The organism is Paraburkholderia sp. MM6662-R1 (assembly GCF_050436245.1).
Lineage (GTDB): Bacteria > Pseudomonadota > Gammaproteobacteria > Burkholderiales > Burkholderiaceae > Paraburkholderia > Paraburkholderia tuberum.
The window spans coordinates 122,309-135,232 of record NZ_JBNDLV010000003.1 but is presented as its reverse complement, the minus strand read 5'-3'; the positions used below and the strand labels follow the sequence as shown (position 1 = coordinate 135,232).

The 12,924-nt window shown below is 67.2% G+C and carries 11 protein-coding genes; 2 read left to right on the top strand and 9 right to left on the bottom strand.

Translation table 11 applies throughout. The features are described 5' to 3' along the window. Positions 1-66: 66 nt before the first annotated feature. The 3 genes from OKW39_RS23205 to OKW39_RS23195 form a co-directional block, all read right to left on the bottom strand. The gene (locus OKW39_RS23205) at positions 67-483 is read right to left on the bottom strand and encodes an organic hydroperoxide resistance protein (RefSeq protein WP_429332506.1); all 417 of its coding nucleotides are present in this window, start codon (positions 481-483) and stop codon (positions 67-69) included. Positions 484-716: 233 nt separating this feature from the next. After that, positions 717-2,021: a cation:proton antiporter gene (locus OKW39_RS23200; protein WP_429563795.1), complete on the bottom strand. Its 1,305-nt coding sequence runs from the start codon at positions 2,019-2,021 to the stop codon at positions 717-719. Positions 2,022-2,351: 330 nt separating this feature from the next. Next, positions 2,352-4,418 carry a protein-L-isoaspartate(D-aspartate) O-methyltransferase gene (locus OKW39_RS23195; RefSeq protein WP_429563794.1) on the bottom strand — a complete coding sequence of 689 codons (2,067 nt, stop codon included), beginning with the start codon at positions 4,416-4,418 and terminating at the stop codon, positions 2,352-2,354. A 255-nt stretch (positions 4,419-4,673) separates the two neighbouring features. On the opposite strand from OKW39_RS23195, the gene OKW39_RS23190 reads away from it, so the two are divergent. Next, complete coding sequence (locus OKW39_RS23190; RefSeq protein ID WP_090811716.1) at positions 4,674-5,198, top strand: CinA family protein; 525 nt, start codon at positions 4,674-4,676, stop codon at positions 5,196-5,198. Between the two features lie 14 nt (positions 5,199-5,212). Further along, entirely contained in the window at positions 5,213-6,073 is an 861-nt protein-coding gene (gene nadE / locus OKW39_RS23185) for an ammonia-dependent NAD(+) synthetase (RefSeq protein WP_429360373.1), read from the top strand. A gap of 15 nt (positions 6,074-6,088) precedes the next feature. Here nadE and OKW39_RS23180 read toward each other — a convergent pair whose 3' ends face one another. The 6 genes from OKW39_RS23180 to coxB all read right to left on the bottom strand — a co-directional run bounded on the left by OKW39_RS23180 (position 6,089) and on the right by coxB (position 12,822). Next, positions 6,089-6,367 (bottom strand): DUF2934 domain-containing protein, encoded by a 279-nt coding sequence (locus OKW39_RS23180; RefSeq protein WP_090811720.1) that lies wholly within the window; start codon positions 6,365-6,367, stop codon positions 6,089-6,091. Between the two features lie 105 nt (positions 6,368-6,472). Continuing rightward, entirely contained in the window at positions 6,473-7,834 is a 1,362-nt protein-coding gene (locus OKW39_RS23175; protein ID WP_429563793.1) for a c-type cytochrome, read from the bottom strand. Then, the gene (locus OKW39_RS23170) at positions 7,831-8,781 is read right to left on the bottom strand and encodes a cytochrome c oxidase assembly protein (protein WP_429564258.1); all 951 of its coding nucleotides are present in this window, start codon (positions 8,779-8,781) and stop codon (positions 7,831-7,833) included. The genes OKW39_RS23175 and OKW39_RS23170 overlap by 4 nt, the downstream gene beginning before the upstream one ends. Further along, the gene (locus tag OKW39_RS23165) at positions 8,778-9,107 is read right to left on the bottom strand and encodes a hypothetical protein (protein ID WP_429332513.1); all 330 of its coding nucleotides are present in this window, start codon (positions 9,105-9,107) and stop codon (positions 8,778-8,780) included. Before OKW39_RS23165 ends, OKW39_RS23170 begins: the two co-directional genes overlap by 4 nt. Before the next feature lie 14 nt (positions 9,108-9,121). After that, positions 9,122-11,749 carry a cytochrome c oxidase subunit I gene (gene ctaD, locus OKW39_RS23160; protein ID WP_429563792.1) on the bottom strand — a complete coding sequence of 876 codons (2,628 nt, stop codon included), beginning with the start codon at positions 11,747-11,749 and terminating at the stop codon, positions 9,122-9,124. Further along, a complete protein-coding gene (gene coxB, locus OKW39_RS23155) occupies positions 11,746-12,822 on the bottom strand; it encodes a cytochrome c oxidase subunit II (RefSeq protein WP_429563791.1) in 1,077 nt (358 codons plus the stop codon). The genes ctaD and coxB overlap by 4 nt, the downstream gene beginning before the upstream one ends. Positions 12,823-12,924: the final 102 nt, after the last annotated feature.

The window sequence follows — 12,924 nt, the reverse complement described above, 5'->3', positions numbered from 1 at the left end:
TGGCATGGCAGATACGCGGGGCCGCGCGATGCTTCGGCGCGGCCCCGCCACCACCCTCAGCGACGCTCAAACGAGCGTAGTCTGCACATCCACATTACCGCGCAACGCCTTCGAATACGGGCAGGTCAGATGCGCTCGCTCGATCAACCCGTGCGCCACGTCACGCTCGACACCGGGAAGACTGACGAACAGACGCGCCTGAAGGAAATAAGCGCCATCGGTGGTGCCGAGATCGATCTCCGCATCGACGCTGGTATCGGCCGGCAACGACAGGTGCAACGCGCGCGCCGCCAGCCCGAGTGCGCCGATGAAACACGCCGACCAGCCCGCGCCGAGCAACTGCTCGGGATTCGTTCCACCCCCCGAGGTGCCGGGCGGCGACAGCTTGATGTCGAGACGGCCGTCCGAGCTGCGCGCGGCGCCTTCGCGGCCGCCGGTCGTATGGGTTTTGCCGGTGTACAGCACTGCTTCGATGCGGGTCATGGTGGCTTACTCCTGTTGATCCAGTGATATTCAGGTCTGCAAATCCGGGCTCGAACTTGCGGTGCACGTATTTGAACGCGCCGACGTATCTCGCATGTGTCTGGATCAGCGGGTTTGGTAAGCGCACGTATCCCCGGGCCGCGCGGATACATTGCGATACAAGGAGCGGCAAACGGGAGCCAGGCGGAGCGCGGCGCGACAACTCACGCGCGCCATCGCGCCCGTCGCTTCATTCAGCGACGCCGGTCGAAATACCGCCGCAACAGATAGTTCGCGGTCGAGCCATGCAGCAGCACCGATAACACGATCGCATCGAGCACGGCGGGCAGCAGCGGCGTCATCGCGCCACGCACGTATTCGAGGCCGAACATCAGGTAGTAAAACGCGCCGACGCCGCGAATCCCCATCCACGCCATCAGATGCCGCTGGCTATTGTCGATGCGCGCACCCATCATCGCGACGACGACGGACAGCGGCCGCGCGACGAAAAACAGAAACACCGCGGGCAACACGGCGCGCAGATCGAACATCTCGCGCCAGTGCGCGGACACGACGCAGCCGATGATCAGCATCAGCGACAACTCCGCGAGTCGCTCCATTTCGCGCATGAAGCCCATCATCGATTCGGCGAGGACCGCATGCGCCATTTCTGGATCCTGGGCGACATCGACCTGTTCGCCGTGCTGCACCTCGTCGAGCACTTCCGAGGGATTCTTGTCGCCCGTCGCACGCAGTTCCTCGTGACGGACGGCGACGCCCGCCACGAACACCGCGACGAACGCATACGCGTGCAGCAGCAGCGACGCGCCGTACGACGTCGACATCAGGCCTAGCGCGAGAAACCCGTCGAGACCGATCGCTTCGCCGTAGCGGGTGCGCAGAAAAAAGATCGCGCGCGCGAACACGATCGCAAACACGCAACCGATCACGAGCGCACTGACGATCCCCCACAGCACCGAGCCGACGAAATGCACGCCACTGCCCGAGCCGAACAGCCTCGCGCCGGCAAGCGTCAGTCCCAGCACCGCAAACGGATAGGCGGCACCGTCGTTCAGGCCGCCTTCGCCCGACAACGCGAACCGCACGGGCTCGTCGTCGCCAGCTTGCGTCACGCGCAGCTCGTTGGCGAGCACCGGGTCGGTCGGCGCGAGCGCGGCCGCGAGGAACAACGCCGCGCCGTCCGCGCGTCCGGTCACCAAAGCGGTGAAGCCGAACATCAAGGCGACGGTGAAGAGCATCGCCGGGCCGCCGAGCCGCAGCGGCAACAACCACAGCGGATTGCGCAGCCGCACGCGCAGATGCATGCCGATCGAAAACAACGACACGACGAGCCCGACTTCAGCCAGCATCGCGAGCAACGCGGTATTGCGGAGCAGATCGACCCCGACGAGCCCGGACACGGCCGGCCCGACCGCCACGCCGACCAGCAGATAAATCATCGCGCCGGTCAGCGGCAAGCGGCGGATCGGCCCGCGCGCGACGGCCATGAACGTGAGCAGCGCGCCGATCAGCAGGAACCAGACCGGTTCGTCCTTCATGGCGGAATCGCGAGCACGCGCGGCGGTGGCGGCAGCCGGGCCGCGTCGCCGCTAGCGCGCACTGCTCGCGCCATGCCGGCGGCGCTATCCGTGCTGAACCGCGGCCTGGTTCGCGCGCCCCGCATGTTCACGGTTCGCCTGGTCGCGGCTCAGCTCGCCGGGCGCCTTGCGCGCAGACGACGCCACTGGCAACACCCGACATCGCGGCGATGGCAAGGCGCTGTACATCCTTGTTCATGAGCGACCCCTCGGTTCGGACCAGCTGGAATGCACTGTCCGTTCCGTTGCAAGCCGCGTTCCTCGCCTGAGGCGTGAGCGTGCCGATCGCCCTCACACACCGAATGGAAAAGTCTCCGCCGCGTGGTTCTTTTCGTCGGCGGAAACGGGCAGCGCGCTCACCGCGCTCGTGCGATCGAACCACACGAACGCATCGAACTGCTCGGCCAGCGACGCTTGCGCGTAATGGCTATACCGCTCGGTCCCCGGACGGTAGATGACGCCGATGAAGCGCTCCAATAGCGGCGCGCGCAGCCGTTCGCGCAGCGTGTCGTGCATGCCGGGCCGCAGGTCGAGCAGGAAGCGCGGGAGACCCGTGCCGTGCATGCTGAATTCGACGCTGCCCTCGAGCGAGGGCTGCACGGTTTTGACCTCCATCGGTCCGCCCCAATCGCTCGCCGCGGCGACCGTGCCGCTGTGCGTGCCAAACCCGATCAGCGCCGCCGCGTCGCCGAACTGCGCGCGGCACAGCTGGCCGAGATTGATCTCGTCCTGCATGCGGCCCATCTGCGTGGCGCTCGCGTCGCCGATATGCGAGTTGTGCGCCCACACGACCAGACGCGCCTGCGGCCCGCGGCTGTCGAGCGTATGACGCAGCGTGTCGAACATATGCGTGTCGCGCAGATTCCAGCTTTGCGGCCCGCCGTAGTACATCGCGCGATAGTAGTGCTCGGCGACCGCCACGAGCCGCGCGTTCTGCGCCGCGTCGAGGAAGCGCTCGCCGTCTTCGCGCGCATAGTCGAGCCGGCTTTTCAGCAGATCGCCGAGTTGCGCGACCACGTGTTCTTCGCACTGCGCGTAGCCGCCGCTCAACGCGGCGCGTCCATATACGGCCGGATCTTTCTGCCACGGACTGAGGCACCCATAACGCTCGCGAGCGATGCGCGCCGCGGCAGGGTCGACGCTGTCGAGATAGCGCAATACCGCATCGATCGATTCGGAAAGGCTGTAGATATCGAGCCCGTAAAAGCGCGTTTCGCGCTCGGGGTGCGCGGCGTTGTGCGAGCGCAGCCACGCGATCAAGCCCATGAAGTCGGTGTTGCGCCACATCCAGGTCGGAAAGCGGCGAAACGGTCGGGACCGCCCGCCGGGCATCGGCCGATCGCGCACATGCCGGTCGACGATCGCGGCGTCGGGCCAGTCGGCCTCGACCGCGATCATCGAAAAGCCGTGCTGCTCGACGAGGCGCCGCGTGATCGCCGCGCGCGCACGGTAGAACTCCGACGTGCCGTGACTGGCCTCGCCGAGCAGCACGACGCGATGCCCGGCGAAGCGGTCGAAAAATGCCGCGAATTCCGCGGAATCGATGTCGGGCAACGGTTCGGCCGCGTCGCGAATCGCGAGTTCGAGCGCGGCCGGCCTAGGCGCGGCCGGCCTAGGCGCGACCGGCATAGGTGCGGCCGGCGTAGGCGTGAGCGGGATGGGCGTGGACGTGGATGCAGGCCGCAAATCCGCGCGCGCCGCGCCGCCTGGCTCCGGCCAGCCATCGTCGCCGACGAGCGGCACGAAGCGCACGTCGCCGAACGCATCTTCGTCGTAGTCGTGTTCGTCGCGCCGCACGATCTTCACGAGCCGCTGACGGCTCTGACTGCTGCCGACCGGCATCACGAGCCGTCCGCCCACGGCGAGTTGCATGCGCAGCGCTCGCGGCACACGCGGTCCGCCCGCCGCCGCGATGATCGCGTTATAGGGCGCATGCGCGGCAAGACCTGCGGTGCCGTCGCCGACATGCACTTCGACGTTCTCGTAGCCGAGCCGCTGCAAGCGCTCGCGCGCGCCCTCGGCGAGGCTCGCGTCGCGTTCTATGGAATCCACCCGGCCCGCGATCTCCGCGGCGATCGCGGCCGCATAGCCGGAGCCCGTGCCGATGTCGAGCACGCGATCGCCGGGCTGCAACTCGGCGGCCGCGAGCATCTTCGCGACGATGTACGGCTGCGAGATCGACTGCTCGCCGCCGATCGGCAGCGGCGTATCGTCATACGCGAATTCGCGCAGATCGGAGGGCACGAACGCCTCGCGCGGCACGCGCCGCATCGCTTCGATCACGTAGTCGTCGCGCACGCCGCGTTGCACGATCTGCCGTTCGACCATCCATGCGCGCGCTTCGTCGAAATCGCTCATCGCCGCCTCCTCGCGAATGCGCAGCGCTGCGCGCGCTCCGCACTTGCCACGGGGCCGCGCGCGAGCGCACTGCTGTTCCACGCTTCAGCAACGAGCATACCGCCAGCGGGGACCGGTGGCGATGCGCGAAACGTGAAGCCGCCGTCACGCGCCCGCGGTCCGCGAGCGCGGACCGATATTTGCTGCGGTTCCGGCGCGAGCGCTTGAGCGAACAAAACGCCGGTCCGATTGCGTCGCACAACAGGGGCGAAAATCATGAGCATTCCCATGCAGGTCGTATCCTTCCTCAGCTCGCGAGGTCTGAAGCTCGCGACCGCCGAATCCTGCACCGGCGGCCAGATCGCGTCCTATCTCGCGAGCGTGCCGGGCAGCGGCGCATGTCTCGACGTCGGCTTCGTCAGCTACTCGCCATCGGGCAAAGCAGGGTTTCTCGGTGTGCGGCAAAGCACGATGAAGCAATACGGACTCACCAGCGAAGCGGTCGCGCGCGAAATGGCCGAGGGCGCGTTGCGCCAGGAAGGCTGCTGCGCGGACATCGCGGTATCGAACACGGGGCTCGCCGATGGCGGCGCGCATGGCGGCTCGGATGACGATCCGCCACAGGGCACGCAATGCTTCGCGTGGGCGTTCCGGCGGCCGGGCGATCAGTTCGTCACGTTCGCCGAGACGCGGCGCTTTTCGGGCGACCGCAACGACGTGCGTTCGGCCGCCGCGCTGTATGCGCTGTCGCGCGTCGAGCATTACTTCGATCAACTCCCGCGCATCCAGCGGGACCACTGAAGAGAGACCGAACGATGAATCTGCAATCCTCCTTCGACGCCAACGCCTGGCAACAGGCAGTGATTGACGAACTCGGCGTCGAGCGTGATTTCGACGTGGCCCGCGAACGCGAGCGGCGTGTCGCGTTCCTCGGCGACTACCTGGCGTCGCAAGGCCTGCGCACCTACGTGCTGGGCATTAGCGGCGGCGTCGATTCGTCGACCGCGGGGCGCCTCGCGCAGCTTGCCGTCGAACGTCTGCGCGCCAGCGGCTATGAAGCCCGTTTCGTCGCGGTGCGTCTGCCGTTCGGCAGCCAGCGCGACGAAGAGGACGCCGCGGCCGCACTCGCGTTCATCCGTCCGGACGAAACGCTGACGGTCAATATCAAGGAGCCCGCCGACGCGATGCTGTCTTCGCTCAAACGCGGCAACGTGCAGTACGTCGACGACTTTCAGGAAGACTTCGTGCTCGGCAACATCAAGGCGCGGCAACGCATGATCGCGCAGTACGCGATTGCGGGCGCGCGCGTCGGCGTGGTGATAGGCACCGACCACGCGGCCGAATCGCTGATGGGCTTCTTCACGAAGTTCGGCGACGGCGGCGCCGATATCCTGCCGCTCGCCGGTCTGACGAAGCGCCGCGTGCGCGCGCTCGCGCATGCGCTCGGCGCATCGGAGCGGCTCGTCAACAAGGTGCCGACCGCGGACCTCGAATCGCTGACGCCGCAGAAGCCGGACGAGGACAGCTACGGCATCAGCTACCAGGACATCGACGACTTCCTCGAAGGCAAGCCCGTCAGTGAAGAAGTCTTGACCACGATCCGCCGCTTTTACATGGCGACGCGCCACAAGCGCGCGCTGCCGGTGGCTCCGACGCCATCGTCGGCGTCGGTCTGACAGCGCGGCGCCCGCTTATCCGGCGCGCGGACGTTGGGCGCGCTTCGGCTGTTCGATGTCCTCGCCGGGCATTTCCTGCAGTTGCTGTTCGGGCGCGATGCGCGAGCCGCGGTCGCGATCGGCGGACTGATCGGTCGGCTCCTGCGGCGCGGCAGCCCCATCGATCGCGCCTTCCGCCTCGATCTGCCGGCGCGCTTCTTCCCAATGGTCGTCGGCCCTGCCTTCCGGCGACGGATCGTTTTCCCAGATTTGATACGCCCGCGTGCGAATGCGGGCTTCGAGTTCCTTGTCCATGTGTCTCTCCGTGAACGTGAGCGATGCAATACGGCGCCATGCGCGCCGTGCCCGAATGACGGCGAGCGACAGGCGAGCAAGCGTTGTTCCGCGCGGCGTGTGCTGCTATTTGTGCAGCTCGTTTCGCAGCGTCGCGACGTCGTTGGCGGTGACGGACTGCGCGTTGTTGCCCCAGGCACTGCGGATATACGTCAAGACCTGCGCGATCTCGACGACGGCGAGGGTCGCCGCGAACGGCGGCATCGACTGACGTGACGGACCGCTTCGCGTTGCCGGACTGTTGCCGCCTTCGACGAGCAGCCGGATCAGCGACGTGGTGTCTTCCGCGATCACCGAAGGGTTGCCCGCGAGCGCCGGGAACACGTTCGGCACGCCGCGCCCATCCGCGCGATGGCAGCTTGCGCAGAAAGACTGGTAGACGTTGAAGCCGACGCTCAGCGAGTCGGGCACGCGGCTGCCGTTCACGCTAGAACGCGCTGGATCGGCGCCGTGCGTATAGGTGCCCGACGGCTGTTGCGGGGGCAGCGACTTCAGGTAATGCGCGATCGCATGCAGATCGTCGTCGGTCAGATACTGCGTGCTGTCCTCGACCTGTTCGACCATGCTGCCGTACGCGACGACGCCCGCGCCGTGGCCGGTCTTCAGGAACGCGGCGATGTCCGCGGCGGTGAGCCGGCCGAGTCCTGAGCCCATGTCGCCGGTCAGGTTCGGCGCGAACCAGTGATCGTTGACGCCGCCCACCAGATAGTCGCTCGACGACTCGTCGAGGCCTTTTTCCTGGTAGAACTTGCCGCGCGGCGTATGACACGCGCCGCAATGTCCCGGGCCTTGCACCAGATACGCGCCGCGATTCCATATCGCGTCGCTTTGCGGACGCGGCACGTATGGCTGCGACGGCACGAAGACCATCTGCCAGAAGCGCAGCGCCCAGCGCTGGTTGAACGGAAACGCGACGTCCGAGCGCGGCGTGGGTTTCGCGACCGGCGCGATGCCGTGCAGCATGTATAGGTAAAGCGCGTGCACGTCCTCGTCGCTGAGCTTCGAGAACGACACGTATGGCATCGCCGGATAGAGCCGCTTGCCGCCGCGCGCGACACCTTCGCGCAGCACGCGCTCGAAGTCCTGGTACGTGTAGCGGCCGATGCCGTACTGCGGGTCCGGCGTGATATTGCTCGACATGATCGTGCCGAACGGCGAACCCATGCCAAGGCCGCCCGCAAACGGCGCACCGCCCTTCGGCGCGGTGTGGCAGCCGGCGCAATCGGCGACTTTCGCCAGGTACTCGCCAAGCGCGAACTGGGACGGCTCGATGCTCGCCGCGTCGCCCGAAGCCTGCGCGTCAGTGCTCGCCGCCGACGCATCCGCCGCGATCGATCCACCGATGAATGCGCTCGCCGACAACCCGACGCACAGCGCCAGCAACGCACCCGCTGCCGCCGCTCGCGCCGCGGCATGCCTTCGCATCATGGCGCGCCCTCCCCGCGGGCCCGCGCCGCGTCGTACGTGAATGCCGGCTGCCGGTCCGCGCGGCTCAGCCAGCGCGCCGCGACGAGCAGCCCGCCAGCCAGATAGGCCATCGCGCCCGGCACCCACATGATCAGTCCGCCCAGTTGCTGATCGTGCAGGGGATTGATGCCCAACGCCGCGCACGGTTCGATATACGACGGATACCAGAGGCCCGGCGCAAGCGTGATCAGCGCGCCGAGCGCACTCGTGTGAACCATCGTCGTGAACAGCGACAGCATCGCGTGGCCGCCGTTGCCGCGGCGGGCGCCGTCGCCTGTCACGGTCCACCAGAAGATCAGCGCACTCAGCAAAAAGCTGGCGTGCTGCAATGAATGCACGGTTGGATGCGCAAGCGCGGCCTCGAACAACGTCGGCGCATGCCACGCCCATAGAGCGGCGGCGTGCAGCACCCACGCGACCAGCGGCGCGGTCAGCCAGCGCCACGCGCGCGCGAACGGGCGAGCGCGCACCGCCCGCCCGACCGCCAGACGCGCGCGCCGCGGCAGCGCCCACATCCATACGGCAAGCGGACGCCCCGCCACGCACAGCGGCGCCGCGATCAGCATCATCGATTCGTGCTGCACCATGTGCGCGGAAAACAGCGCCCCGGACAACGTATCGAGCGGCGACATCAACGCGAGCACGAGCGCGCTCCAACCGCCGGCGAAGGCCAGCAGATGCAGCGTGCGCGCGCCGACCCCGCGCCGCCGTGCGCGCGAGCGGCGCCGCAGCCGCGCATAGCCGATCAGATACGCGCCGATGCTGAGCGCCAGCAACGCGACGACCCACGGCTCGAAGCTCCAGCCGAACGACAAGGTCGCGCGATCGGCGTCGGACAGCACATGCGCGGCGGCCGTCGTGCTGGGCAGCCAGGCCAGGCATGCGGCCCAATGGATGTGCCGTGTCATCGGCAAGCGGGCAGCAGCCATTGCGGGAACCACATCGCGAGTTGCACGAGCGCGGACAGCGCACCGACGATCATCGCCATCAGCGCGAAAAAGCCGGCGCGCGCGTCGCGTCGCGCATAGGCGGGCTCGCCGGGCGAGCGTTCGGCACGCCAGCGTCCGTATGCGAGCCACGCGGCAAACGCGCAGAACGCGAACGCCGCCGCGCTGACCGCGTGCATCGGCCATGCGGCGCCGCTCGCGCAGGCGAGCCGGATCAGCGCATAGTCGATGCTCTGGGTGGCGAGCACCGCCGTGGGTGCCGCGAGCAATCCTAGCCAGATATCCATCGGCACCTCACGAATCACCCATGCATGCGCGGCGCAACGTACAGCACCGCATAGATCGGCAGCCAGCTCATCACGACGAAGTACCAGTAGATCGCGTTTTCGCTGGTGTCGAGCAGCCGTTTGCCCTCGAACGGACCGGTCTTCAGCAGTAGCGCGAGCACGGCTGTATCGACGGTATCGGTCACGAGGTGCGTGGTATGCAGCCCGAGCAGCAGCCACACGATCGAGCCATATGCATTCGCGTACCACATCACGTTCAGCGCCGTGAACTCGAAGCCGCGCACCACGAGGAATGCCAGCGCGAACGCGAGGCACACGCTGAGCCACAAGCACGCGCGAGCGCGCTCGCCACGCTCCGCCGCGCGCTTCGCGAACTGGTTCGGCGCGAGGCTCAGCAGCAGGATGGCCGTGTTCAGCGTGCCCCACAGCAAAGCGGGCGGCGGCGCGTGCAGCGGCCACGCCGCGTTCACGCCGCGCAGATAAAAGTACATCGCGACCGCGATCGCGAACACAGTGCCTTCGATCGCCATCAGACCGGCGGTCGCCCACCACATCGGGCTGCGATGGCTGAAGTCGAAGCTCGGCAACGCGCGCACATCGAGGGTCGAGACGGTGCCCGCCGGCGTGTCGTCGGACTCGGCAAGCGTGCGGATTTGCGGCGTTTCGTGCTGCGCCGTACCGCCGCGTGGCGACGGCCAGCGTTCGAGCGCGCGCGCCACCGCGTTGCTCGCGCGGGTTGGCCAGAACCACGCGATCATCGCCGCGGCGACCGGCACGGTGCCCCACCATACGGCCGTCGGCGTGAAGATCGAACCGATAAAGAAGATCGTCGTCGCGACAGCGCTCACAAACGGCCAGATCGACGGCGTCGGAAACAGCGGGCGGGTTTCGGCGATCGCATCGAGCGCGCTCGTCGTCAGCACCTCGCGCGCGCCGGCCGTGAGACCCGACACCGACGCCGGCTGCCGCGACGGCTCCCACAGCGGATGGCGGCCATGCACGATCGGCAGCACGTCGAAATTGTGTGGCGGCGGCGGGCTCGGCATGCTCCATTCGAGCGTGCCGCCGCCCCACGGATCGGCCGACGCAGCGGCGCCCCGCCGGCGGCTGCGCGCCACATTGACGAGGAACAGCAAGACGCCGACGCCCATCAGATACGCGCCGAGTGTCGCGCTCAAATTCAGCGGCCCCCAGCCGAGCCCGGCGGGATAAGTCCAGATGCGCCGCGTCATGCCATGCAGGCCGAGCCAGTGCATCGGGAAGAACGTCACGTTGAAGCCAATGAAGAACAGCCAGAAATGCCAGCGCCCGAGGCGCTCGCCGAGCATGCGTCCGGTGATCTTCGGAAACCAGTAGTAGAACGCGCCGAACAGCGGAAACACCGCGCCGCCTATCAGCACGTAGTGCAGATGCGCGACCACGAAGTAGGTGTCATGCACCTGCAGATCCAGCGCGACCGAGCCGAGCATGATGCCGGTCATGCCGCCCAGCACCAGGATGAAGAAGAACGCGAGCACGAACAGCAGCGGCGTCCGGAGCCTGAGCTTGCCGGTCAGCAGCGTCGCGAGCCAGCAATAGATCTGAATGGCCGACGGTACCGCGATCAGCACGCTTGCCGCCGTGAAGAAGCTCTTGCCCAGTTCGGGCACCGTGGTCGCGAACATGTGATGCACCCAGAGTCCGAACGCAAGGAACGCGGTCGCGATCAGCGCGAGCACCATCGCCGGATAGCCGACCACCGGCCGGCGCGAAAAGGTCTCGATGATCGACGACATGAAGCCGAGTGCCGGGATGAAGATCAAATAGACCTCCGGGTGTCCGAAGAACCAGAACAGGTGTTGCCACAGCAGCACGTCGCCGCCGAGCGACGGGTTGTAAAACTGCGTGCTGACCAACCGGTCCAGAATCAGCGCGGTACTCGCGAGCATGACCGCGGGCATCGCGAACAGCACCATGAACTGCGTGACGAGCGTCGCCCATGCGAACAGCGGCAGCCGGTTCAGCGACATGCCGGGCGCGCGCATTTTCAGAATGGTCGTGATCAGCACGATCGCTTCGAGCAGCGCGGACAGCTCGGTGAACGTGATCATCTGCGCCCAGATATCGGAGCCTTTGCCCGTCGCATAGTCCGGGCCGGCCAGCGGCACGTAGCTGAACCAGCCCGAGCGCGGCCCCGCGCCCATCGCGAACGCAATGTAGAGCGTCAGTCCGCCGAACAGGAACACCCAGTATGCGTACGCATTCATGCGCGCAAACGCGACGCTGCGCGCGCCGATCATCAACGGAATCAGGTAACCGGCGACCGCCTGCATCACCGGCACGGCGAACAGGAACATCATCGTCGTGCCGTGCATCGTGAACAGCTGGTCGTAGAAGTCGGGACCGACCACGTGGTTGTTCGGCCGCGCGAGCTGCGTGCGCATCGCGAGCGCGAGCAACCCCGCGAGCAGGAAGAATACGAACGTCGTGACGATGAAGCGCCGCGCGATCGTCTTGTGGTTGATTGCGGACAACCAGCCAATCACGCCCGGCGGATCGCGCCACGTGTCGGCGAGCAGCGCGCGCGTATCGGCGGGCGCGTGGGGGCCGTCCTTGATCGCGAGGTCGACGTGCAAGGCGGCCGGGCGTTCGAGCGTGCTCATCGTAGGGTTCCGAGCCAGGCGACCAGCGCTTGCCGGTCGGATGCGGGGAGCGGCACGGTCGGCATCGTCGTGCCCGGCTTCAGCGCGTTCGGATCGCGGATCCACGCCGCGAGGTTCTGCTGCGTGTTCGGCAGCACGCCCGCGGCGATCGTCTGCCGGCTCATCAGGTGCGTGAGGTCTGGGCCGAGCGTGCCCTGCGCCGACGTGCCGCGCACGGTGTGGCAGTTTGCGCAGCTCGACTGCTCGAAGATCTGCAGGCCGCGTCGAGCGACCACGTCGGTCGGACTGAGCGCCGCCGTCACGGCGGGCGTGGCCTGCTGCATACGCCAGTGCGCGTAATGTTCGGGCGTGTCGGCGGTCACGAACATCGCCATCCATGCGTGCTCGGCACCGCAATATTCGGCGCACTGGCCGCGATAGACGCCGGGTTTGTCGACGCGGAATTCGATCGTCGAATCGATGCCCGGCAGCATGTCCTTCTTGCCGTGCAGATTGGGCATCCAGAAGCTGTGGATCACATCGCTCGCCTTCAGCGCGATGACGACTGGCCGCCCCGCGGGCACGTGAAATTCATTCGCGGTCGAGAAGCCCGGCTGTTGCGCATCGCCAGGATAGTCGACTTTCCACCACCACTGCTCGCCGGTGACTTCGAGATGCAACGCGTCGTCGACCGGCAAGCGTGACAGCGCGCGATCCGTCAATACGTCGGCGACGATCAGCCCCAACAGCAGCGCGACCGACGCGACGCTGACGACGGCGACCACGCGCTGCGTTCCGCGTTCGCGCGGCTGCGCGAGTGACGCGTGCTCGACACTTTGCGCATCGTCGCCAGTAGTGCCGCTCCTATCGGTGCGGCGAACCAGCGCAATCAGTGTCGCGAACAGCACTGCCGCGAACACCGCGCCGCAGACGATCAACGACAGGTGCCACAGCCGCAGAATGTGCGCGGCCTGCACGCCGGCCGGATGCAGCGCATCCTGCGGCGGTTGCTGTGCGCAAGCGCCGCGTGCCACGCAGGCGAGCAGTATCCGCACGCCACGCCGCGCGAGGAGCGAAATGCGATGAGAAGCCATAGGTCCGATAGGTCCAGCGAGATAGATCATGGCGCACACAGCAAGCGCCGTTCCAACGACGACAGCTGCAAAGCAACGGCCGATGCTCGACCGGTGGCCAAT

Bases quoted from the DNA above. Each gene is read 5' to 3' on its own strand.
- OKW39_RS23205 (WP_429332506.1), bottom strand. From the start codon at position 483: ATGACCCGCATCGAAGCAGTGCTGTACACCGGCAAAACCCATACGACC.
- OKW39_RS23200 (WP_429563795.1), bottom strand. From the start codon at position 2,021: ATGAAGGACGAACCGGTCTGGTTCCTGCTGATCGGCGCGCTGCTCACG.
- OKW39_RS23195 (WP_429563794.1), bottom strand. From the start codon at position 4,418: ATGAGCGATTTCGACGAAGCGCGCGCATGGATGGTCGAACGGCAGATC.
- OKW39_RS23190 (WP_090811716.1), top strand. From the start codon at position 4,674: ATGAGCATTCCCATGCAGGTCGTATCCTTCCTCAGCTCGCGAGGTCTG.
- nadE (WP_429360373.1), top strand. From the start codon at position 5,213: ATGAATCTGCAATCCTCCTTCGACGCCAACGCCTGGCAACAGGCAGTG.
- OKW39_RS23180 (WP_090811720.1), bottom strand. From the start codon at position 6,367: ATGGACAAGGAACTCGAAGCCCGCATTCGCACGCGGGCGTATCAAATC.
- OKW39_RS23175 (WP_429563793.1), bottom strand. From the start codon at position 7,834: ATGATGCGAAGGCATGCCGCGGCGCGAGCGGCGGCAGCGGGTGCGTTG.
- OKW39_RS23170 (WP_429564258.1), bottom strand. From the start codon at position 8,781: ATGACACGGCACATCCATTGGGCCGCATGCCTGGCCTGGCTGCCCAGC.
- OKW39_RS23165 (WP_429332513.1), bottom strand. From the start codon at position 9,107: ATGGATATCTGGCTAGGATTGCTCGCGGCACCCACGGCGGTGCTCGCC.
- ctaD (WP_429563792.1), bottom strand. From the start codon at position 11,749: ATGAGCACGCTCGAACGCCCGGCCGCCTTGCACGTCGACCTCGCGATC.
- coxB (WP_429563791.1), bottom strand. From the start codon at position 12,822: ATGGCTTCTCATCGCATTTCGCTCCTCGCGCGGCGTGGCGTGCGGATA.